Source organism: Paracoccus halophilus (assembly GCF_000763905.1).
GTDB classification, from domain to species: Bacteria; Pseudomonadota; Alphaproteobacteria; order Rhodobacterales; family Rhodobacteraceae; genus Paracoccus; species Paracoccus halophilus.
The window spans coordinates 1-22,485 of the sequence record NZ_JRKN01000041.1 but is presented as its reverse complement, the minus strand read 5'-3'; the positions used below and the strand labels follow the sequence as shown (position 1 = coordinate 22,485).

The 22,485-nt window shown below is 58.1% G+C and carries 20 protein-coding genes, 2 pseudogenes and 1 other annotated feature; of the genes and pseudogenes, 12 read left to right on the top strand and 10 right to left on the bottom strand.

The window, feature by feature from the left end; genetic code table 11:
• Positions 1 to 104: 104 nt before the first annotated feature.
• Entirely contained in the window at positions 105 to 446 is a 342-nt protein-coding gene (locus tag IT41_RS17390; RefSeq protein WP_036743770.1) for a hypothetical protein, read from the bottom strand.
• 50 nt (positions 447 to 496) lie between these two features.
• Between IT41_RS17390 and IT41_RS17380 the strand changes: the two genes are divergently transcribed.
• Positions 497 to 1,698, top strand: a protein-coding gene (locus IT41_RS17380; protein WP_231564811.1) for an IS3 family transposase whose coding sequence is annotated in 2 segments (ribosomal slippage) — positions 497 to 797 and positions 797 to 1,698 — 1,203 coding nt in all. Because the reading frame shifts where the segments join, the coding sequence is not laid out codon by codon here.
• Positions 784 to 900: a sequence feature (AL1L pseudoknot), on the top strand. It overlaps the preceding gene by 117 nt.
• Before the next feature lie 51 nt (positions 1,699 to 1,749).
• A protein-coding gene (locus tag IT41_RS17370) for an IS3 family transposase (protein WP_139221765.1) occupies positions 1,750 to 3,101 on the top strand; the annotation gives its coding sequence in 2 pieces (ribosomal slippage) (positions 1,750 to 2,086 and positions 2,086 to 3,101; 1,353 coding nt in all).
• 348 nt (positions 3,102 to 3,449) lie between these two features.
• Here the strand turns inward: IT41_RS17370 and IT41_RS17365 are convergent.
• Positions 3,450 to 4,487: an IS110 family RNA-guided transposase gene (locus IT41_RS17365; protein ID WP_036743765.1), complete on the bottom strand. Its 1,038-nt coding sequence runs from the start codon at positions 4,485 to 4,487 to the stop codon at positions 3,450 to 3,452.
• 233 nt (positions 4,488 to 4,720) lie between these two features.
• Here IT41_RS17365 and IT41_RS17360 point away from each other — a divergent pair, with 233 nt between their 5' ends.
• The 3 genes from IT41_RS17360 (at position 4,721) to IT41_RS17345 (ending at position 10,963) form a co-directional block, all read left to right on the top strand.
• Positions 4,721 to 6,010 (top strand): nucleotide sugar dehydrogenase, encoded by a 1,290-nt coding sequence (locus tag IT41_RS17360; protein ID WP_036743764.1) that lies wholly within the window; start codon positions 4,721 to 4,723, stop codon positions 6,008 to 6,010.
• 328 nt (positions 6,011 to 6,338) lie between these two features.
• Complete coding sequence (locus IT41_RS17350) at positions 6,339 to 10,118, top strand: glycosyltransferase (RefSeq protein WP_081967613.1); 3,780 nt, start codon at positions 6,339 to 6,341, stop codon at positions 10,116 to 10,118.
• A 95-nt stretch (positions 10,119 to 10,213) separates the two neighbouring features.
• Positions 10,214 to 10,963: an acyltransferase gene (locus IT41_RS17345; protein ID WP_139221766.1), complete on the top strand. Its 750-nt coding sequence runs from the start codon at positions 10,214 to 10,216 to the stop codon at positions 10,961 to 10,963.
• Positions 10,964 to 12,221: 1,258 nt separating this feature from the next.
• On the opposite strand, the pseudogene IT41_RS17340 reads toward IT41_RS17345, so the two are convergent.
• A pseudogene (locus IT41_RS17340) lies at positions 12,222 to 12,509 on the bottom strand (integrase core domain-containing protein); the annotation flags it as partial.
• 217 nt (positions 12,510 to 12,726) lie between these two features.
• Here IT41_RS17340 and IT41_RS17335 point away from each other — a divergent pair.
• Together IT41_RS17335 and IT41_RS20290 are read left to right on the top strand one after the other, a co-directional pair.
• Positions 12,727 to 12,987 (top strand): annotated as a pseudogene (locus IT41_RS17335) (IS110 family transposase); the annotation flags it as partial.
• 154 nt (positions 12,988 to 13,141) lie between these two features.
• Positions 13,142 to 13,738, top strand: coding sequence for a hypothetical protein (locus IT41_RS20290; RefSeq protein ID WP_175496447.1), 597 nt, complete (start codon positions 13,142 to 13,144; stop codon positions 13,736 to 13,738).
• A 172-nt stretch (positions 13,739 to 13,910) separates the two neighbouring features.
• On the opposite strand, the gene IT41_RS17325 is transcribed toward IT41_RS20290, so the two are convergent.
• The gene (locus tag IT41_RS17325; protein ID WP_036743752.1) at positions 13,911 to 14,336 is read right to left on the bottom strand and encodes a Panacea domain-containing protein; all 426 of its coding nucleotides are present in this window, start codon (positions 14,334 to 14,336) and stop codon (positions 13,911 to 13,913) included.
• A 170-nt stretch (positions 14,337 to 14,506) separates the two neighbouring features.
• On the opposite strand from IT41_RS17325, the gene IT41_RS17320 reads away from it, so the two are divergent.
• Together IT41_RS17320 and IT41_RS17315 are read left to right on the top strand one after the other, a co-directional pair.
• Positions 14,507 to 14,758, top strand: a complete 252-nt coding sequence (locus IT41_RS17320) for a type II toxin-antitoxin system Phd/YefM family antitoxin (RefSeq protein WP_036743750.1) — start codon at positions 14,507 to 14,509, stop codon at positions 14,756 to 14,758.
• A complete protein-coding gene (locus IT41_RS17315) occupies positions 14,755 to 15,021 on the top strand; it encodes a Txe/YoeB family addiction module toxin (protein WP_036743748.1) in 267 nt (88 codons plus the stop codon). The genes IT41_RS17320 and IT41_RS17315 overlap by 4 nt, the downstream gene beginning before the upstream one ends.
• Before the next feature lie 12 nt (positions 15,022 to 15,033).
• Here the strand turns inward: IT41_RS17315 and IT41_RS20285 are convergent, their stop codons facing one another.
• From IT41_RS20285 to IT41_RS17290, 5 genes are all read right to left on the bottom strand, one after another.
• Positions 15,034 to 15,315, bottom strand: coding sequence for a chromosome partitioning protein ParB (locus IT41_RS20285; protein WP_074948197.1), 282 nt, complete (start codon positions 15,313 to 15,315; stop codon positions 15,034 to 15,036).
• The gene (locus IT41_RS17310; protein ID WP_036743745.1) at positions 15,299 to 15,967 is read right to left on the bottom strand and encodes a ParA family protein; all 669 of its coding nucleotides are present in this window, start codon (positions 15,965 to 15,967) and stop codon (positions 15,299 to 15,301) included. The genes IT41_RS20285 and IT41_RS17310 overlap by 17 nt, the downstream gene beginning before the upstream one ends.
• A 114-nt stretch (positions 15,968 to 16,081) precedes the next feature.
• Entirely contained in the window at positions 16,082 to 17,116 is a 1,035-nt protein-coding gene (locus IT41_RS17305; protein ID WP_036743743.1) for a replication initiator protein A, read from the bottom strand.
• 280 nt (positions 17,117 to 17,396) lie between these two features.
• A complete protein-coding gene (locus tag IT41_RS19590; protein WP_052081740.1) occupies positions 17,397 to 19,241 on the bottom strand; it encodes a type IV secretory system conjugative DNA transfer family protein in 1,845 nt (614 codons plus the stop codon).
• Positions 19,238 to 19,525 carry a hypothetical protein gene (locus tag IT41_RS17290; protein WP_036743738.1) on the bottom strand — a complete coding sequence of 96 codons (288 nt, stop codon included), beginning with the start codon at positions 19,523 to 19,525 and terminating at the stop codon, positions 19,238 to 19,240. The genes IT41_RS19590 and IT41_RS17290 overlap by 4 nt, the downstream gene beginning before the upstream one ends.
• A gap of 235 nt (positions 19,526 to 19,760) precedes the next feature.
• Between IT41_RS17290 and mobQ the strand changes: the two genes are divergently transcribed.
• From mobQ to IT41_RS17275, 3 genes are read left to right on the top strand one after another with little or no spacing between them, the layout of a single operon-like run.
• Positions 19,761 to 21,047, top strand: coding sequence for a MobQ family relaxase (gene mobQ / locus IT41_RS19580; RefSeq protein WP_074948198.1), 1,287 nt, complete (start codon positions 19,761 to 19,763; stop codon positions 21,045 to 21,047).
• A gap of 20 nt (positions 21,048 to 21,067) precedes the next feature.
• Complete coding sequence (locus tag IT41_RS17280) at positions 21,068 to 21,331, top strand: hypothetical protein (protein WP_139221767.1); 264 nt, start codon at positions 21,068 to 21,070, stop codon at positions 21,329 to 21,331.
• Positions 21,331 to 21,798 carry a hypothetical protein gene (locus IT41_RS17275; protein ID WP_036743735.1) on the top strand — a complete coding sequence of 156 codons (468 nt, stop codon included), beginning with the start codon at positions 21,331 to 21,333 and terminating at the stop codon, positions 21,796 to 21,798. Before IT41_RS17280 ends, IT41_RS17275 begins: the two co-directional genes overlap by 1 nt.
• Before the next feature lie 125 nt (positions 21,799 to 21,923).
• On the opposite strand, the gene IT41_RS21765 is transcribed toward IT41_RS17275, so the two are convergent.
• Positions 21,924 to 22,485, bottom strand: a 562-nt coding sequence (locus IT41_RS21765; protein WP_231564810.1) for a hypothetical protein, incomplete at its 5' end; no start/stop codon positions are given.

Sequence of the window (22,485 nt, the reverse complement as noted above, 5' to 3'; positions counted from 1 at the left end):
TCGGGCAGCGTGCTGATGGTAGTCTCCGACATGTGGCATATCCCTTTCTCGGCTGAGAATTGACGGCGTCTGAACACCGCCATGATATGCCGCCCCTCAGGGCATCACCAACTTTCGCGCGTTACTCCTGTCAGGCCGGTGACCGTCCGAAATAGATCGGGTTCGAGCTTTGTGATCACATCCTGAAGGGTGTTTTCACGGAAATCGGTCAGGTACATGAACGCAGGAATACGAGTGGCAAACTTGATCAGTTTTTCCTGGACCAACTTTCGAGCAGACTTGTATTCCTTCTCTTCAGCGGAGAGCTCTTTCTTTTCTTTTGGGGTCAGGTCGCGCTCTTTGGCCTTTGCCTTCAGGTCTTTGACCTTCTCGCTCTTGTTGATAATGGTCTCAATGACGTTGTCGCCCAAGGCACGCCAGCCTTCGATGCGCTCAACAGCGGCCATCGTGAACCGCCCCGGGTTTACCGGAGATCAAAACTCTCCAAAGGTGAACCATGGAACAAAAGAAATCTACCCCTACCTACAGTGCTGAATTCCGCGAACGCGGCGTCCGGCTTTTTCGAGACCACCGCGCTGATTATGCTAGCGATAATGCGGCCTATCGTGCAATTGCGCCGAAGCTTGGCTGCTCGCCTGACAGCTTGCGTGTCTGGGTGCAGCGAGCAGATCGCGATGCCGGTCAGCGCCCGGGTCTGACGAGTGAAGAGCGTGCCCGGATCAAGGAACTGGAGCGCGAGAACCGCGAGTTGCGCACGGCCAATGAGATCCTGAAAAAGGCAAGCGCGTATTTCGCGCAGGCGGAACTCGACCGCCCGTTCAGGAAATAATCGCGTTCATAGACGCGCATCGCGACGATTTTGGTGTCGGGTCGATCTGCAGGATTTTGCAGGTCGCACCATCGTCATATTATGCCCGGAAACGGACCGAGGCGTACCCCGAACTGGCATCGGATCGGGTCCGCAGCGACCACCGGCACTGCGCGGACATAAGGCGTGTCTTTGAGGGAAACCGCAGCCTTTACGGGGCACGCAAAATCTGGCGGGCTCTGCGCCGCGAAGGCAAGGATATCGCACGATGCACCGTGGAGCGGCTGATGAAAGCCATGGGATTACAAGGCGTTGTCCGAGGGAAAAAGGTTATCACCACCAACCCGGACGCGGTGCTTCCCTGCCCGCAGGACAAGGTGAACCGGCAGTTTCTGGCGGGTCGACCGAACCAGCTCTGGCTGTCGGACTTCACCTATGTCTCCACCTGGCAAGGCATGACCTATGTCGCATTTGTCATTGACGTCTTCGCCCGCAAGATCGTCGGCTGGCGGGTTTCGACATCAATGACGACGGGCTTTGTTCTGGACGCGCTCAATCAGGCGATCTGTCAAAGATGCCCGTCAAAGGCGGACGGCCTGACCCACCACTCAGACCGTGGTTCGCAATATCTGGCGATCAAATACACCGAACGGCTGGCCGAAGTCGGCATCGATCCTTCCGTTGGAAGCGTCGGCGACAGCTACGACAATGCCATGGCCGAAACCATCATCGGGCTGTTCAAGACCGAGGTCATCAACGTCCTCGGCCCTTGGAAATCAGTTGGCCAAGTCGAATGGGAAACCATGAAATGGGTCCATTGGTTCAACACTGAACGCTTGCTCGAGCCCATCGGATACTGTCTGACGTCAGCGCCTATGGGACAGCTTTGATGTTTTCGTAACGGAGGATTTCTGGTTCATCGCAGCTATCAAGAGGCGAAGATGAACAAGAAATCCGGAACATCGAAGGACGCGGCCGACAAGCTGGTCAAAGGGATTAAGCGCAAGACGCGCAAACAGTATTCGGCTGAAGAGAAGATCAGGATCGTGCTGGCAGGTCTGCGCGGCGAAGAGAGCATTGCCGCGCTGTGCCGCCGTGAGGGCATCAGCGAGGGCCTGTATTACACGTGGTCGAAGGAGTTCCTCGAAGCGGGTAAGCAGCGTCTGGCCGGGGATACCGCCCGTCAGGCGACGTCGCCTGAGGTCAAGGCACTGCGCTCGGAGTCGGCAGCGCTCAAGGAAGTTGTCGCCGATCTGACCCTGGAAAACCGTCTGCTCAAAAAAAGCATGATCGGGGATGGGGAGAGCGAGGCATGAGGTATCCTGCATCAGAAAAGCTGGAGATCATCCGCACGGTCGAAGCCTCGCATCTGCCCGCCCGCCAGACGCTGGCCATGCTCGGCATTCCACGCACGACCTATTACCGCTGGTATGATCGATGGTCCGAGGGCGGGCTTGACGCGCTCGAGGACACGGTGCCCCGCCCGGGCTCTGTATGGAACCGCCTCCCGGATGAGGCCCGGGCGGACATTATCGAGTTCGCGCTCGAGCATGAGGAACTGACGCCCCGTGAGCTGGCGGTGAAATACACCGACGAGAAGCGGTATTTTGTCTCGGAATCATCGGTTTACCGCATCCTGAAGGCGGAAGACCTGGTCACGGCACCCGCGCATATCGTGATGAAGGCGGCCAATGAGTTCCGGGACAAAACCACGCGCCCCAACGAGCTGTGGCAGACTGACTTCACCTATCTGAAGGTCCTGGGCTGGGGCTGGTTCTACCTCAGCACCGTCCTTGACGATTACAGCCGTTACATCATCTCCTGCAAGCTTTGCAAGACGATGAAGGCCGAGGACGTGACCGCCACGCTCGACCTGGCGCTGGAGGCCTCGGGATGTGACTGCGCAAGCGTGGTCGCCAAGCCAAGACTTCTCAGCGACAACGGCGCGTCTTACATCGCGGGCGACCTGGCAGATTACCTCAACGAAAAGGGCATGGATCATGTCCGAGGCGCACCCTACCATCCGCAGACCCAGGGCAAGATCGAGCGCTGGCACCAGACCATGAAGAACCGTGTCCTGCTTGAGCATTACTTCCTGCCCGGAGAACTCGAGCGCCAGATCGGTGCCTTCGTCGAATATTATAACAACCAGCGCTACCACGAGAGCCTTGGCAACCTGACGCCCGCCGACGTCTACTTCGGGCGTGCAGAGCAGATCCTGAAACAGCGAGAGGAGACCAAACGAAAAACCATGCTCACCCGGCGCTTGCGCCACCAAACCGAACACGCATAAAATCAACCGAGGATGAGCCAGAGCCTCCAAACGGAAAACCGCTCAGCTGTCCCAAATTATCTGACGACGGACACCGTCGGGGGGCGGTCACATCATGTGTGGGTAGCCCCGGTTTTAGCGGGCTGTCGCCTCGGCTGGCATGATACGATCGAATGCGTCCATGTGTCAGGCCTTTTCGCGAGGCGCGCTGCCTCTTGGCCGGTATGGGATCCGCGGGCTGTGGTCAAAACATCAAAACGAGCTCGGAGCTCTCCATGTGACCCTGATTTCCCCAACCCCGATCTGGTCGATCGGTTTCATACAAGCTTCAGCTTCTCCCGCATTTTCGAGGCGGTGCTGCTGACTTCATCAGTTTGCCATCAGCGGTCCCCCTCGAAACTCTTCATCCTTCGTTATCATGGCCCACAACATGCGAGCCATCTTGTTCGCCAACGCGATGGCCGCAAGCATCCGGGGCTTGCGGGCCAGCATACGCCCCAGCCAGGAGTTTTCCGCAGGCGGCTTGATCTTGGCACCGGAGATCACTGCCATGGCACCGATGATCAACAATCTTCGGATATCCCGCTGCCCGGATTTGCTCGTGCGACCGAGCCGTTGCTTGCCACCGCTGGAATGTTGTCGTGGAACGAGGCCAAGCCAGGCCGAAAAATCACGCCCCTGACGGAACGTCTCCATAGGCGGGGCGAAAGCGGCCAATGCCATCGCCGTAACCGGGCCAACCCCGGGCATCTTCTGCAGCCGGGCAGAGAAAGGCGACCGCTTGCTCGCCGCCGCGATCTGTGCGTCAAGTTCGGCGATCCGTCGGGACAGGTCATCAATCTGGTCGAAGCAGAGCTGTGCCATATGATGAACGGCCGGAGGGAGGTCTTTCGTCCCATCGTGGCCCGGTTCCAGAGCGGCCCGCAGTTTGTCGATGTTCTCGCGCCCCTTGCCGGCGATGAGCCCGAACTCGGCGAGATGTCCGCGCAAGGCGTTGATTGTCTGCGTCCGTTGCCCGACCAGAAGATTACGCAGCCGAAAGATCATGCCGAGACCCTGCTGCTCCGGTGTCTTCACCTCGACGAAACGCATGGTCGGTCGACTGGCCGCCTCCGCGATGGCCTCGGCATCCGCCATGTCGTTCTTCTGGTTCTTCAAATACGGCTTGACGAACTTCGGGGCGATCAGGCGCACCTCGTGCCCGATCGGCGCCAACGTCCGCGCCCAATAATGAGCTGTCGCGCAGGCTTCCATGGCAACGAGACATCCGGGGTGCCTCTGCATGAACGCAAGAAACTGTTTGCGCGACAGCTTCTTGCGAAACACGACTTCGCCTTCCGCTGTCGCTCCGTGCAGTTGAAAGACCTGCTTCGCCAGGTCAACGCCGATGATCGAGACTTCCTTCATAGCCAATTCCTCCTGATCCTGTCCGGATCAATCTGGCACAAGTGCCGTCAGGAGGGGCTACCCAACCCATCATCAAAGCCCATGCTACCTCTCAGACGTCGAGGCTTCAGGTTGAATCCGACCCACAACTGCCTTGAGGCCATCAAACTCCTGATATACGGCTGCTGACTGACGGACCAGTAGTCGTCGGCCATGACGGCAGCCTATTTTAGATAAACAATCAGGTAGCTCACATGATAAAATTTATTCCACCGGCTACTCCGCGCGTGGCCGTAATCGGCCTAGGTTATGTAGGCCTTCCACTGGCAGTAGCACTGGCCAGCGCATATGAAACGGTTGGGTTCGACCTCAATGCCCACCGCATTGATGAGCTACGCAAAGGCACGGACAGCACGGGTGAGGTTGATACCGCCGCCCTCGCCAAGGCTGGCAAGTTGCGCTTTAGCGGGGACGAGGCGGACTTGGAAAGCTGCAATGTTTTCATTGTTGCCGTTCCAACGCCCATAGATGCATCGCGTCAGCCAGATCTGACGCCTCTCATCTCTGCCTCTCGCACGGTGGGACGGGTAATTGGAAAGGGCAGTGTCGTAATTTATGAATCCACTGTCTATCCTGGAGCCACCGAGGAGGACTGCATCCCTGTGGTCGAGCAAGTATCGGGCCTGCGCTACGACACCGACTTCTTCGCCGGCTACAGCCCCGAACGGATCAACCCGGGCGACAAGGACCGGCCGCTGACGAAAATCGTTAAGGTCACATCCGGCTCCACTCCGGAAGTCGCCGCCTTCGTCGACGAGCTCTACGCCCGCATTATCGAGGCCGGCACCTTCAGGGCGAGTTCCATCCGTGTCGCCGAGGCCGCCAAGATCATCGAGAACACTCAGCGCGATGTGAACATCGCCCTCATCAACGAGCTTTCGATCATCTTCTCGCATCTTGGTATCGACACTAACGAGGTGCTCGATGCGGCCGCGACCAAGTGGAACTTTATCCGCATGCGGCCCGGTCTGGTGGGGGGACACTGCATTGGGGTGGACCCTTACTACCTCGTGCACAAGGCTATCGCCGCGGGCTTCATCCCCGACATTATCCGTACTGCCCGCGAGATCAACGACGGTATGGCACGCAACGCGGTCACGCGGCTGGTCAAAGCGATGATTCATCGCAACCTGCCAATCAAGGATGCGAAGGTGCTGGTGGCAGGCTTCACCTTTAAGGAAAACTGCCCTGACACCCGTAACACCAAGGTCGTCGATCTGGTCGCGCATTTAAAGAGCTATGGCATGCAGGTCGACATCGTTGACACTTGGGCCGATCCGGTTGAGGCGGCGGCAGAATATCGCGTCGCACTGGAGACAACACTGCCCACAGCCGGGGATTATGATGCCGTCATTTTGGCCGTAGCCCATGACGATATCGTCGGTGCCGGTCCTGACCGGTTGCGAGAGCTGCTGCGGCAGGGAGGTGTGCTCTTCGACATGAAGGCTGCCTATGACAGGCAGGTGAGCGACCTGAGGCTGTAGTCCGCAATATCCCTTTGCGCAGGCTTTGCAAATTTGACATGCTAGCGGAGGCCCGTGCACGGCGTCGAAATTTCCACCTTACCGGCCGCGACCCGTCGCTGTGTTGCACGAAGAACACCACCCCAGAACCCCGCGCCGGAAACGGAACCTCGCTGACCATAACGGCTCAAGATTTTTGGAAGGTACTCTTATCGTGAAACGCACCCTGTCATCATTATTGCCGAGATTGTCCCGCAGAGTGATATCACTACGAGCTGAGGGATATATTGATCTCGCTAATCGGCGGAGGATCAGCGGCTGGGTTCGACGGCCTGGGAGCGACGCGCCGATGACAGTCGATGTGCTGATCGATGGTCAGGTCGTTGCTGGCGGTATCGTTGCCGATCTTCATCGGCAGGATGTGGAAGTCGCGGGATTCGGGACAGGACGGCACGGCTTCGAAGTGGCGCTTGATGCAGGATGGTTGCAGCCTCTCAGCGAGCCATACCCAGAGTTACGGGTTGATATCCGAGACAGCCTGTCGGGAGCCATACTCCTGAGCAGGACGCTTGACGCTCAGTCGCCTGCCGTGCTGGTAGCCCCCAAATCCGACGGTGGTGACGAGGCGCGGGTCGTTCCGCGGCCACAACTCATTACTGCCCCGGAATCGGTTCCGAGCTTCCGCGTGCATATTGACAAGCTGACGCCAGAAGGTCGTCTGGTTGGCTGGTCTCTGAATCTGGCAGCCCCGAGGAATAAATTCTCGCTGGAGGTGCTCATCGACGATGTTCACTATGCGTCAATCAGGAACACCGCTGACCGCAAGGATCTTCTTCGCCATTTCCCGACGGGCGGCGAGGGTGGCTTCGACCTACAGCTGCCGCACCGCTATCTGGAAACGGGTTCGCATGCGGTAACGGTGATCGCGCCGGATGGCAGTAGTCGGACCCGGACTATCGCCACACAACAGGATCACAACCCCGCGGAACTAATTTTCGGCAACCTTTCTTCCGACGGAACCGCCATCGTCGTGCCTATCTACAACGCAGCCGACGACGTGGAGATCTGCATCCGGCGTCTGCTGGACCATACCGACGCTTCGGTCGAGGTGATTCTGATAGACGACTGCTCCCCCGATCCACGGATTGCGGAGATCCTGAAGGACGCGTCCCGGCATTCCCGCTTCCGGATACTGAGGAACGACGAGAATCTGGGTTTCACCCGCACGATCAATCGCGGCCTGGTCGAAAGCGGGATGCGCGACGTCGTCATCCTGAACAGCGATGCCCGCGTGACCCCGCGCTGGCTGCCCAACATGCTGGCCGCCGCGCGCTCCATGCCGCGCGTCGCGACCGTCACCGCGATGTCGGACCGCGCCGGTGCATTCTCTGCGCCGGAAATCGGCAACGAGAACGATCTTCCCCCCGGCATCGACGAGGCGGCATATGCGCGGGCGTTCCGGCGCCGCCAGTTCGGAACCTATCCTGTCGTGCCGACCGGCAACGGCTTCTGCATGCTGATCACCCGGGCCGCGATGCAGGAGATCGGTCTTCTGGACGCCGAGGGCTTTCCCCGTGGCTATGGCGAGGAAAACGACTTCTGCATGCGGGCGATGCGCGCCGGCTGGCAGAACGTGGTCGATGACCGGACCTACGTCTTCCACGACCGCACCAAAAGCTTCGGGGCGTCCAAGCAGACCAATGCCGAGGCCGGGGCGCGGGTCGTGAACGAACGCTATCCCGAATACCGCTTCATGACCTCCGTCTACCGGGAGGGTGAGGATATCCTGCTGGCGCGGCATCAGGCGCGGCGGGCGCTGAGCGACTGCACGCGGCCGGAATCGATCCTGCCGCGGGCCCTGTTCGTGGTCTCGACGTCATCGGGAGGGACGCCGCAGACCAACCTGGATCTGATGTCGGCGCTGACGGACAGCTATGACTGCTGGTTGCTGCGATGCGACAGCCGCGTCATCGAATTGAGCCATCTCGTCGATGGCGAGGTGAAGCCGGTCAGATCCCACCGGCTCAGCCGCCCCATAGATCCGGTCACGCACCGCTCGCAGGAGTATGACCGGGTCGTCGAATCCTGGCTGGTGTTCCATGATTTCGAACTTGTGCATATCCGGCACCTGGCCTGGCACAGTCTCAGCCTTCCGGCGCTGGCCAAGGCCAATCACATGGCCGTGGTGCATTCCTTCCACGACTTCTACGCCCTCTGCCCGACAGTGAACCTGCTCAAGGACGAAAGCTTCTGCAGCGGCGCATGCAGCCGGATGCAAGGCTCGTGCGAACCCGCGCTGTGGGCTCCCGGCACCATGCCCGACGTAAACCGGCCATGGATTGACGTCTGGCGCAGCCGCTACCAACAGGTGATGACGCATTGCGATGCGTTTGTGACCACGTCGGAACCGGTGCGCGACCGCATCCTGGCCCATCTGCCGGGCATCGTGTCCGACAGGTTCTTCGTCATTCCTCACGGCCGGGATTTCCGCCGTTTCGATGCTACCCCGCCCACACCGCAGCCTGGCGAGCCGCTGCGCATTCTGATCCCCGGCAACATAAACCTGAACAAGGGCTTGGCCGTCATCAACGCGCTGATGGAGCGCGACACGGAAAACCGGCTGGAGTTCCATCTGCTCGGAACGCACCCGCCTGCGACCCCGCTGCATCCGCGGGTCGTGAGGCACGGCCCCTATACCCGCGAGGACTTCCGCGAGCGGGTGCGGGCGATCTCGCCGCATGTCGGCGCCGTCTTCACGATCGTCGAGGAAACCTGGTGCCACACCCTGACCGAGATGTGGGCAGCCGGACTGCCGGCGGTGGTCTTCGACTTTCCCACCGTGGCGGGCCGGGTTCGTGAAAGCGGTGCCGGCTGGGTCGTCGACCACGGCGACATCGGCGCGCTTTACGACAGCCTGATCGGGATCATGACCGATCGCGACGAGCTCATCCGCGCCTATCTGGCGGTTCGCAACTGGCAATCCGCCGAAGGCGCCGCCAGGACGACCCGTTTCATGGCGGCACAGTATATCGATGTCTACGGCGCAGCCATGGCCGCATCCCAGCGGTCGTCGCGGCCGCGGGGCGAGCGGCGGCGCATCGCTGTCGTTGCGCCCGGCACGTTCCCCGATCTCGACCGGGCCAATGCCTCGACCCATGTCCGGCTGTGGCAGCGAACGCGCAACAGTCTCGATCGGCCGCTGGATTACGTTAGAATGCATCCGCAGGCGCTTCTGGCGAACCTGGCGACAGGGGGCATCGCCGGTGCGATCATCCAGCGGAACGCGATACCGGGGCCGTGGGTGGACCGGGTCATCGACGCCTTCGCCGCCGCGAATGTGCCCTATGTCGTCGAGCTGGACGACGACCTGTTCGACGTGCCGGCGGACAAGGACCCCGCCGGCCACTATGCCGCCTACCGGCCGCGGCTCGAAAGGCTGATCCGGCAAGCGGCGGCGCTGTCGGTCTCGACCCCTGTCCTGCGCGATTGCATGGCACGCCTGAACGGCCGGATCGAGGTGATCCCGAACGCCCTGTCGCGTGAGGTCTGGGCGATGGGGGACATCGCCCGGGTGCCGGACGGAAACATCCGCGCCCTCTACATGGGCACGACGACGCATCAGGCGGATCTGGACATGATCCTGCCGGCGCTGGAGGCGGTGGCGGCCCGACGCCCCGATTTCCGCCTGTCCGTGATCGGCATCGGCGACGCGCCCCTTCCCGCCTTCGCCGAGCGCATCGCGGTTCCGCCGAATGCGAAGGATTACCCGCGCTTCGTCCGCTGGTTGGGCGACCAGCGCCGCAATGTCGATTTCGGCCTGGCGCCGCTCCAGGAACTGCCCTTCAACGACGCGAAATCGGATCTGAAAATCCTTGATAACGGCGCCCTAGGGCTGCCGGTCGTTGCATCCCGGCATCCGGCCTTTGCCCATCTTGCCGGGCGGGAGGGCGTGACGCTGGTGCCGAACCGGGTCGAGAAATGGACGGCCGCGCTGCTCGACCAGATCGACAACCGGGATCGACACGCGAAGGCCGGGCGCGAACTGCAGCGCTGGGTGTTCGAGAATCGCGCGGTAGAAACATCACCGGGTGCGTTCGACAGGCTTGTGGAGGGGATTCTGGCGGTCTGACCTTCCCGCATCAGGTGCCCGCCGAACCTAGGGGGATGCGGGCCTCGTCCGGGCATTGGAGCCGCAACAGCTACAAGCGCAAAATGGAGAAATTCATGGTACCATATGACCTGTACATGACCGCCCGGAAGCGTCTCAACGAGTCGTATCCGTTCGGGGAAATTAGTCTTCTTCAAGAGTTTCCGGAATCCGACCAGCCGCCCATCGTATCGGATGGTGCGGTCGCAAAGATCACTTCGGCAAACAAGGATGACATACGCCTTGCAGCGGGCGTGACCTTTCTGGGGGCGAACACTTTTTCCACTAGTGGCCGCGGCAATCTGATCTGCATCGGACGCGGCACGACCCTGAACCACAGTCGGATACAGGTAAATGGAAATGGATGCGTCGTCATCATAGGGGAGAATTGCCGGCTGAAGGGATTGAAGATGATCGTTTCCCAGAATAACTCCATGGTCTTCGTAGGCTCCAATACCACGTGGGAAAGTGGTGCCATCCTTTCCGGCAGCGGCAATATAGTTGCACTAGGAAATGAGTGCATGGCATCGAGCTCGATTGTAATAAGGACCAGTGACGGGCATGGCATATTCGACCGCTCGACTGGAAGTCTAATCAACGATTCCGCGGACGTCATGATCGGGCATCACGTCTGGCTCGGCAACAGTTCGAGAGTCAACAAAGGAGCACGCATCGGCACCGGCACTGTCCTTGGGCAATGCGCCATCGCCTCGGGTTCGCTCGATGCTGCCGCCCTCTACGCGGGGACGCCGGCCAGAAAGCTCAAAGAGGGAATCGCGTGGTCCAGAACGAAGCGGTACGAAGATATTCCTGACCGCTTCCGGTGAGGAAATTGGCGTTCCTTCCGGAACTGTGCGCGAAAGAAGAGGTTGTAAACAGCATGGGGTGAGAACTGGCTGCTTGTTCGAGAGATATGTGGATCTTTTACTCAATTTACGGGAGGGATTTAAGCAAATGGCATTAGTTTTGCACATTGGTGATGGAAAGTGTGGATCAACGGCGATTCAACACGCTCTGCATGAGCAGCGCCTACAGCTCCGCGCTTCAGGCATTCTGTTCGATACCGGACCCAGTCGTAGAGATCACTTCCTGCTTACAACACTAATTGGACGTGTTACGAGATCCTCAGGCCCAGGGCAGATAGAGTACGCTCGTCACAACTTAACATCTCTCGTAAAGCAGGCGGTCGATTATAATCATGTATTGATATCAAGTGAGGGATTACTCTCAGCTGACCCAAAGGAGGTATTGGATCTTCTTGCTCACACGGGATTGGATACATCCGACGTTCGTGCGATTGCATATGTACGCGAGCCGTGCAGCATGTACCCCTCTTTGATCCAGCAGCAGCTGAAAGGAAGTTCGAAATATACTGCGCCAGGGGACTACCGTCGTCCCCTTGACCTATTCGTCCACCGCTGGCAAACGACGCTAGGAGTAAAAAGGGTTTCGGTGCGACTATTCGACAGGAGAAGTCTGCTGGACGGAGATGTTGTAAAGGATTTTTCGACGACCTTAGGAAGTATGATAGGCGATAGTCTTCCTGAGCTAACAGGAGCACAGGTTAATACGTCCCTTTCCGCCGAGCAACTTATCATACTCCAATCTCTTCAACGAAAGCTACCCAAGGAATCTCAGGGTAAATTTACCCCCGATGCTAATAGACTGATATCGTTTTTTCAATCGCTAAATTCCGGGGGCATGATTGGAAATTCAATTAAGTTAAACGAGAAAGCCAGTTCTCTGATTGCCTCAAATAACATGAGCATTGTCAGCAATCTCAATAAACTTGTCCCGGGACTTGGGATGGCCATACCATCCGTTAACGGGAGCTCACTCCAGGTGTCCAAGGTGGCTTGGCAGGGAGATGGCTCTGTAGCCGAGGTGCTTTTGAATGTTAACGAGAGTCTCGTCGACACGCTTTCACTGCTCGTTAATGATAAGAATCTGAGACCACAGGCATCGCAAGAATTATTAAGATTTTATGTATCTGATATTTCTCGTCGGAACGCGATAGTATCAGCGCTGCAGAAACAAGGTTAGCTCGACTGAATTCGCGGAAAATGTGTTTGCGCGCCGAGCAGACTAGGTGTTCAGTCCCGGCATCTGGTGGATCGGGTTTAGGATGAATCGATCTGGCTCTGATGTCCAGATTTTGCAGATGTATTCATAGGGAGTGAGGCCGCCGAGGGTCTTGAGCCTGCGCGCGAAGTTGTAGGCGGCCATGAAGTCCGCAAGATGCGTCCGCAGTTGATTATGGCTGTCGTAGTGGAAGCGTTTGACGGTCGCGTCCTTGATCGTCCTGTTCATCCGTTCAACTTGGCCATTGGTCCAAGGGTGATTGGGTTTGGTCAGCCTGTGCTCGATCCCGTTTGCCTCGCAGATCATGTCGAAGCGCATCGGACGGGAGTAGATGGTGTTCCGGTTCCGAGGCTGTTCTGCGAACTGGATGCCATAGCATGTTGGGAATAGCGCGCCGTTGAAGGTTATGGCCGCCTGCGCAGCCACCAAAATTGCGCAGCAGGCGGCCATAACCGGGTCTCGGGTCTCTATGGTGGTTTTGCGAACCACACCACAGAGGAGACCGGCCATGGCCAAGGTTGAGCATACTTCGGATGCCCGTGTTCTGGTAGGCATCGACATTTCCAAACACCGGCACGAGGTGCTGATTGCCGTCCCGGGCAAGACGCGCAGGCGGCGCCTGACGATCACCAATTCCACCGACGATTTCATGCGGCTTATCGCGATTTTGCGAGAATACGGCCTGCCCGTCCGGATCGGCTTTGAAGCGACTGGCAACTATCATCGGGTGCTGATGTATCATTTGGGCGTCGCCGGGTTTGACTTGAAGGGGTAGGTTCCGGTAGGGGGCAGGATCGTATCACAAGACCCTGACCCTCCCTTCTTTCCTCCATTTTGAACTCTGCGGCCGCCTTCGTGGTGGCGATGATCGCGGTGCGCCCGTTTGGGAGCCGTGACGGCCGCAAGAAATGGGGGGCGCGAACATGTACCAGGTTGACGCGGGCGGTATCCTCGACATCGCAATGGCGGGAACATCTGCGACGCTGCTGGCCCGGAAATGGGAAAGCGCCCTGCTGGTCAACGTGGATAACGAAACCCTTCGCAAGATCATGGATAACCCTGAAGCGATGAACCGCCCCGGGTTTACCGGAGGGGTGTTTGCTCAAATGTTACGCGGCATTTTGTGTTTGTTTCAAGGCTGCATAGAATGTCTCCTCGGCTTCGTTTGGTGTTATGTATCCGATGTATCAGTCCACTGGATAAATCTTGTGGGTTGGATCGTACCAAATCACAATGAACTCATCCAAAATGCGAAAACCCCAAAGGCGTTGCAAGTTTCCAAGGCGGAACCGAAAAATCGTGTCTTGATACCTTTCGATCTCCATCAAGCGAAGTTGCGCTTCCTCGCAGATGTCGTCTACATTCATATTGTGGTGCATCTTGTGCCCACTATCGGAGCTAAAGACGTCGATCTCTCCCCATGTGAGGCGCGCAAATTCCATCAATCGCGGCTCAATATGGGTGCCCCAGTCCCCCTGAGACCACTGACGCGCCACCCCCCAGGTCCACGAGCCTTCTAGGTCAGGGTCATCACAAGACCAGCGGACAGGTAGTGAATAGATAGAATTAGGATTTTCCGACGCTCTGGGTTGTTTTTCAGAGAGCTCTTCTACGACAGACGCGACAAGCCGAGCACTCTTTTCCAGTGCATCGAGGCGCGCACGCGACTTGCGGGCAATCCGGGCCTCTCGCTTACTTTGCTGGGGCAATGCTAGAGTAGTATTCGACAAGCCAAGCAGGGAATATCTCTGTGTTCTGCCCTTCAGCGTATGCCTTCTTCCAAGGATCTTCCATGTGAGTAAGGTCGCTCAACCATTGAGCATCTTTGTCGCCATAAAAACTGAGCACACGGGCGATCGTTTCTTTTTGCGTATCAGTCAGATTCGCGCTGGAGCCCCGCGACACAGCGTCGACTCGAAACTGACCTTTCATATCTTGCCAAAGCTCGCGGACGACTGGCCCATTTCGCCATGCTTCAATGGATTCTGGGAAAATAACGTCGTCATCCCAGACGGTTGACCACGCTTGGGAGTAGTAGATTAGCTTCTGGAGCTTCATCGTGGTCATCGGCCCACGTTGTTCCAAAATGTAGGTCGCTGTGTCGAAAACGTCGGCCATTTTTCTTCCCCTAATGCATACTACATAGGATGCTTTTTACAAAAAGTGAATCCCCTGACGATGTGGTGGCCGGGAATCCTTCCGTTCTTGTGAGTTTTGCGGCCCTTCTGCACTCGACCCCTTTACTTGTACTTAATGTTGTACATATAGGGGGGCAAAGGAGAGTCGACATGGATGTTATGACCTACTCAGACGCACGAGCTCAACTGAAGGGCGTCATGGATCGAGCGATCCACGACAAGCAGGAAGTTGTCGTTACGCGCAAGAAGGGCGAGTCCGTTGTGGTCGTGTCCTTGGACACTTGGAACGCCGTCAACGAGACGTTGCACCTCTTGTCCACACCGAAAAACGCATCCCGCTTGCGCGCGTCGATCGCGCAACTCGATGCTGGAACTGGCGAAGAGCGTGAGCTGACCGAGTGAAGCTGGTTTTTTCCGATCAGGCCTGGGAAGACTATCAATACTGGGTCAACACCAACGACAAGGTACGCGACCGGATCAACGAGCTGATCAAGCAGTGCAAGCGGACCCCTTTCAAGGGAACCGGCAAGCCGGAACCTTTGAAGGGGGATTTGACTGGCTGGTGGTCCCGGCGAATTTCTCAGGAAGATCGAATGGTCTACCGAGTCAGTGGAGCTGGCGATGGCCAAAGCCTAGAGATTGCGCAACTGCGGTTCCATTACTGAATGGACCTAAGGTTAGCGCGCAAGCTTTTGATATTCTTCCCACATCATCTCTATTAGCTGGCCCTGCGTGATGCCAAGACGCTCTGCCTCAGCGGCAATCGCTTCCCCGACTTCAGGGAAAACCTTCGGGTGCAGCTGATAGGTGCGTGGGCTTGGTTTACGCCCTGGTTTCTTGCGTGGGGTACGATCAAGGAAGCCCCTCGCCTCTCCAACCTCATCGACACGGCGGACCTCGGCAACCGTGGTGTCTTTTGGTCGGGCCTTCAGCCCTGCAAGCCTATTTGAGCCGCTCATAGACAGCCTCCGTAAAGTCTTTGGCATTCTCCAAGGCCTTATCGACCTTGCCGCCAGTTACCATGTCAGGGTCTTTCATCATCGCGGTCAGATCACCGCCATAAGCGAAGATTTCTGAAAACGCTGCGCGCGCGACGAGGGATGGCTCGATGACGTCGATCCCTGCCCCGCGCAGCTGTATTTCCAGCTCCTTTTGAACGCGGCTTTTCACAGCTGCGCTTGTTTTGGTCAGAACAACGGCGTGACGTATTGTCCGGCCAAGCGCCTCTTCCTCTTCTCGGATCAAGGCCAAGGCTTCAGACCCGATCTCCGCATCGAGCGCCGTTGGCTGCATCGGGACGATAACCAGATCGGCTTGAGAGATAGCGCGGCTGACAAGCTGCGATGCTACGCCTTCAAGATCAACAATCACGATCTGCCCATCGCCATCTGATGCCCTGATTGTCGGCACTATCTCAGAGCGCCCTATATCCTGATGAAGTGTCACACCTTTGGGGAGTCCGTGAGATGCCCATCGGGTCAGTGACTTGTTGGGGTCGCAGTCCAAGACTGTCACTTGAGCTCCCATCCGAGCGAACTCTGTGGCCAGGATTACAGCACATGTGGATTTTCCGACGCCCCCTTTGGGGCTTGCCATGACGATGACGGGCATTGCTCGGCCTCATACTATTTTCATTACCGGATATATATCACTTACCGGAAAAATTTCCAACACCGAAATTAAATCTATCACCGGATTTAAATCTCTTACCGGTTTTAAATCCTGTCAAGGTCTACCGCGTTTCTCGAACCACTTACGGCAGAAGCCTACGAATGCGGCATCCACATCCCTCGGAGCATCCACGATCCAGTCGCGCCACTCACTTTCCAGGTGACGTACATCCCAACCAGGCGCGGCCTGTCGCGCCCTATCGTAGGTTTCAGATTTCAGTGGAGGGATATGCCCTTCGATAAGAGAGGGCGGGGTCATCGTACCGCGATTGGTGAAAACCACCATGTCCGCCACTTCATCGAAAAATACTTGATAATCGGGCAGGTGATCATGAACAGCCAGCTGCTTGATCATCTGACGAAATCGCTTTTCAGGGCTTTGCGACCCAGACTTCATAAGCAGGTGCTTTAGGGTAATCTTCCAGCTCTTTTGCTGACCACAGTGCTTGCGTGCCAGCTCGTAAACGCGGCGTTCAATCGGCTTGCGCAAGCGAAAGTAGTCGCGGTGAAGGGTCAACACCTCTTCGTTTTTGATTGCATTGAAGACCCAGTCTGACAGCTTGACCTCACACCAGAGCAAACGACCGTCGAGGCCTTGCTTTCGACGGATGGAGGAGGCGTCGATCAACCCGAACCCATCAATCTGTTCTTCGTCACCAGAAACGATGTTCGTTCTGATCCGCGTGCCTTCCAACCGGTCAAGCGCATCCATAAGCGAGATGTATTCTCGACCACTGGTGCCACGGTTCGTGAAAATCAGGAGTTCGTGCGAATTGATACGAACGCGGGGCGAGACCGGTTCCCCATGTTTAAGTTTCGCCATAATCTGACTGATGCAGTAAATCAGGATGTCCTTGTCATAGATGGTTGCCAGCCCTTTGACACTCGGCGTGATTTCTAACCAGTGATCGCCGTTCCTATAACGCTTCACAGAAGTCTCCGGTTTCTTGGAGAGTGAATAGAACGGATGCTCCATATGTTGCATGACGTCCTTGAGAACAGCGTCTGCAACATCACAGATGAACAGATCGTGCTGAGGATGACGATCAGGCAAGAGGGGCGTCAGTGGGTTCGTGTTTTCAGTTACCATAGCAGCACATTCGTGTTTTCAGTTACCCGTGTCAAGATTCGTGTTTTTAGTTACCAAAATTCGTGTTTTTAGTTACCAAAATTCGTGTTTTTAGTTACCAAAATTCGTGTTTTTAGTTACCAAAATTCGTGTTTTTAGTTACCAAAATTCGTGTTTTTAGTTACCGGCTGACCGAGTAACATGTTGATTCAAAATAATAAAACAGGCCCCAAAAACAGCTTAACACTATATTTAACACATATTTAACACACTAGGCCTGTGGATAACTTAGATAATCAACTCAATTCAGCGGATTCTGATCGAACCTTCCACGGTAAGCCTTGCTCTTGAAGTACAGGTTCTGCTTTGCCTTGAGCGGGTTGCGATTGCCCACCAACAGCAGAAGATCATCCGCCTTCATGCCAGTGATCTGCTCAGCAGTCATGAGCTTCTGTCGCTGCTCCGAGTAGGAAAAATCCCGGCCCTCGTTTGGGGCTTTGCCCTCTCGAATCTGCTGAGAATAGACAGTGCTTTCCCCGAGGTGGCGCGCTGCCCATTCGGCGGTTTCGATATCGTTTAGGTTGAAGACGCGCTTGGTGATGCAGGAGCCAAAGATCGAACGGGCATCGTTTGGCCCATAGGCCTTTTCGACTTGGCCGGTGTCCTGAGTGACAAACAGCGCTTCGACACCGGCCCCTGCGGCGACGTTGGCAATGTTCATGATCTGCTCCATGCGGCCCATCCGCACGAATTCATCGAGAACTAGCAGGATCGGGGCCTTGACCTTACGCCGCCCGTCCTGGCGCACGACCGTGCCCAGGACAAGGTTGATGAACAGACGCATGAAGATCGCTTGCTTGTCCACCTGGTCGAGCGGCACCGCGATAAAGAGATCGACTTGATCGTCGAGAAGATCATCCATGCGGAAACTGGACCCGGCCAGAAAGTGCCGCATGTTGTCGGACTGCATCCACTCAAAAGCTTTCGAGACCGCTGTCTGAATCGACCCGCGTTCTCTGTCTCCCGCGCGCAGAATGGTGGCGGCGGTCTGGGCCGGGCGGTGGCCGACAAGGTCGGCGTTTTCAGCCCAGGCCTCAAGCGTGCCGTCGAGGTTTGCAGACAGAAGCAGATCGGCGACGGCGATCAGATTGCGCCGGTTGGGTTCTTCCTGGGTCACGATCACTTCTATCGCCGCCGCGACCAGCTGGCGGGCCATTTCCGAAAAATGCGCGCCGTCTCCCTGTTCGGGTTTGACCAGGCCGTCCGCAACCAGGGCCACGTCTCGCGCCAGCTCGTGGGGCCGGATGTAGTCGAGCGGGTTGAACTGATCCTTTCCATCCTCGACGAGGCCGAAGGGGTTGAGGACCGCCACCTTGCGCCCGAGCTCCTCGCGGTGGCGGCGCGTGACAGCGAAATTCTCTCCCTTGATGTCCAGGACGACGACCGGCCCCTGGTGGTCGAGGATCGCCGGGATCACGGCGCTGACGCCCTTGCCGCCCCGTGTGCCGGAGACAACGAGGTGATGCCCGCCGCGCCATCCCTTCGCATCGTTCTTGACGTAGCGCAGGAGCTTGCCCTTGTGCAGGGCGAGGGGAAGCCCGGTTTTGTTGCGCACAAGCTGGGCAATGTCGCGCGGGTCCATCCATCCCGCTTGCCACGGGCCAGTGCGCGATTTGCGGTTGCGGCCAATGCGCGGATTGAAGATCGCCACCAGCGGGGTGCTGACAGCGACAGCCACTCCGAAGGCCCCAAGCGCGAAGGAGATCGCCATGGCCTGTTTCTGCGGATCAGAATACCGCGCCAGCCCCTTGAGTCCTTCCCAAATGGCACGGGGGAGGGGCCAGCCAGCGCCCGTCCATGCCTGGACAGTCGCCAGCATGTCGCTGAGCGGGCCTCTGAGGGGCGTCAGGGCTGTGAGGGTGGCAGCGCACAGGCAGAGCCATGCGAGGAGCTTCAGCGGTGTCCTGTGGCGCTCTGCGGCGGTTCCGAGGGTGTCGAGGATGGTGGCCACGGCGATGATCGGGAAGGCATAGGTGGTCACCGGGTAGATCGCGACCGTTTGCGGAGCGAGGATCAGGGCGGCAGCGGCTACGATCACAGCGCCGATCATGATCACCCAGTGGCGGGCTTCCAGAACAAAACTCATGACCGGTCCTCGTCGCTATCGGGAAACAGAATCTGCCAGAGCCCCCGGTCGCGATCCCGCTGGGTGAGGCGGTCTGGCAGATCGCGCCGCACGATGCTCTGAAGAGCAGGTTCGGCGCTCAAACGGTCGAAGACCAAAGTGCCCAGGAGCCATTTGAGGCGGTCTTCGTCTTTCTTCTCAGACAGACGCCGCCGGGCATCGAGTGCTGCGATCTGTGCGTCGAGCTGGGCTTTCTTCTCGGCCAGTTCTTTGATCCGGGCGTCTGGATGGCGGCTTTGGGACATGGGGCAACCTCGGCAATAATGGGGGCGAATGTAGTGGCGGATTGATAGCTTGAAAAGATTTAAATGCGCGCTTATACATTGTCTTCGACAACGTGCGCGTCCTCATGGGGGTAAACCCCCGCGCCGGACGGCTTCCCCCCAAGGCGGCGATGCCGCCTGAACGAGGGTTTCACCCTCGCGCTCCCGACCAGCGACACAGACGCTGGACCCTGTTTTGAAGAGAGGCGTCCCGCGCGTGGCGATCTATCATCTCAGTGCGAAAGTGATCAGCCGGGCAGGGGGCCGGTCATCGGTCGCAGCCGCCGCCTACCGGACGGCTGGGCGGCTGCGGGATGAGCGGCGGGGGTTGGAGCATGACTATTCCCGCAAAGGCGGGGTCGTGCATTCCGAGATCATGGCCCCCGAGAGTGCGCCCGACTGGATGCGCAATCGCGACCAGCTCTGGAACGCGGTCGAGGCGGTCGAGAAGCGTCGTGATGCGCAGCTTGCCCGCGAGATCGAAGTGGCTCTTCCCCGCGAGCTCGATCGCGGGGAGCGCCTGGAACTGTTGCGTGGTTTTGTTCAGCGAGAATTTGTCGATCGCGGCATGATCGCGGACGTGGCCGTTCACGAGGGCAAGGCCCGTGATGGCCACGGCCAGCCCCATGCACATGTCATGCTGACCATGCGCGAGCTGACCGGCGAGGGGTTCGGGAAGAAGGATCGCAGCTGGAATGCGCCGGACCTGCTGATGGGCTGGCGCAAAGCCTGGGCGCGGGATGCGAACACAGCCCTTGAGCGGGCAGGGCGGTCGGAGCGGATCGATCATCGGTCGCTCGATGTTCAGCGGTCTGAGGCCGAACAACAGGTCGAGCGGGCGCGCGAGGGCGGGCAGGAAGAGATCGCGCTTGAGCACGAGAAGAAGGTGGTCGAGCTCAGCCGCGAGCCCGAGCCGAAAATCGGGCCATCGGCCAATGCTCAGGAAACGCGCGGGATCGTCACGGAGCGCGGCGAGGCTTTCCGCGCGGCGCAGGCGCGCAATGCACAGCGCCAGGAACTGGGCTGGCGGCAGTTGGAATTGCGGCTTGAGCTGATGGAGCGGGGGCGCGCCTTCATTGCCACCGCGCGCGAGCGGCTGGATCAGCTTTGGGGCCGCGCCGAGGCGGCGATGTCACGGATCAAGGAGAGGGTTATGGGCGAGGTTGAGAGGCCGCAGGCTGGTGCCGAGCGGGGTGGCGATATGGACGCGCGCCGAGCGGCAGTGTTGGGGCGCGATGTTGATCGACCTGAAGTGCAAGCGCCGGATGTCGGGCGCGAGAGGGTTGCGCCTGACGATCCAGACCGAGATCGTCGGGACGCCATCCTTGGGCGTGCGCGCGATATCGGACAGAAGCGTGATGCGGCTGCGGTAGAACGGGACATTGCCGTTCGTGACGGCGAGGGCCGTGACCATGGGCGGCGGGATGACATTCTCGGTCGCGGGCGGGATAATGTGTCCGAGCGTGGGCAGGGCCGCGATCGCGATAGAGGCAGAGAACGTTAAAAACTGAAAGGAACCACACAGTGTTTGAAGATCGCTATCACAAGGACAAGCCTGTCGTAAAATCAATGGCGCAGCGCATTGCGGACAATAGCCCACAAGTGTTCGCGACCACCGATGATTTTGTTGCCGCCTACGGTCAAGAGGCTGCCGACATGGTTGCCAAAGGTGGCTTGCTTGCAGCCCTTTGGGATATCGGAATTGATGCTGTTCCCGCATCGTTCGAAGGGGAAGGGCGCGACCAGCCAAAGGGCTTGAAGACCATCTCGGTTGGTACGGTTTCCTAATGTTTGGCCTCTTCAAAAAACAAGAAAAGAAAACGCATCCGCTTCCCAAGTACACGGACGTTTACGACACCATGCTGTATCAAGCGCCGGATGGGACCCCGAAAGGGGCATTGCCGACGATCTATGCATTTCGGGTGAAAGACCCGTCGTTGTCGCCTGATCCCAGACCGGATTTCATTCTGCTCGAAACCGAAGATGAAATCCAGGCCTGGCACCAGGTCATGGCTGGTTCGGTGGTCTTGAACAGTGAAGGGCTCATCACAGACGCCCCATTGCTGGTCTGGAATGATATTCCAAGTCTGCTGACCTCAGACGATGAAATTATTGCGACGTACTTCCCGGTGCGTGATGATGAGGGCTGGCCCGCACTAGCGCTTCAGGCGCATCCGTTCGGCACTGCTTTGGATATCAAGCCTGCTCGGGATCGTTACTATTTTGAGCAAAACAAGGTTGTTGGCTTTATGTAGCCTCTTCGCAGCTGTGATCCCGGCGGTGCGCCGGTCTCGCTATGAGCGATAGACAGGGCAGGGGATCGACGGGCTGACGCCCGCTCACCACAACCCTGACAGTTTCCAAGTCCACGTCCCAAGGCCTATTCTTCGGGAGCTGCCTGGCAATCCGACAAGAGAAGCCGTTTGACCTGACCACTCGCCGATGTAACGGGGCGCACCCGCATAAGCAGTTTGTTTCGGGTGCCCGTATTACTGCCGTGAAGCGACCAGGTCAGGTTACCCAGATCACCGGCTGGGAAGTCGCCATCGGGCCTGACAGGCACGACACGTTCGAGCTGGTCAATGAAAGCTCGTCCGTTGCGCGAAAGAGAATTATACCGGGTCATGTTACCTTGGTACACTGTCAGCCCAGGTGCTTCTTCCCGTGTGTTAACCCAATCCTTGGTAGCGGTGTTGAAGGAAACAAGTGTTTCTCGGGGCCGACCGATGTCGATACGATTAACAGGCTGCTGAAGAAGTCGGCCTTGAAGGACGTTATTCCTGCCGCCACGATTTGAAGTCGGTTTTCTTCGGCATCGGCATCGGCATCGGCATCGGCGGTGGTCGCGGGTCAGAGTTGCCTTCTCCGTCAGGCCGTCAGGAGTTTCGGTAGCCTCGCGAGGTTGCAGGCCGCCATCGTCATCGTGAACTGGGCGCAGACCC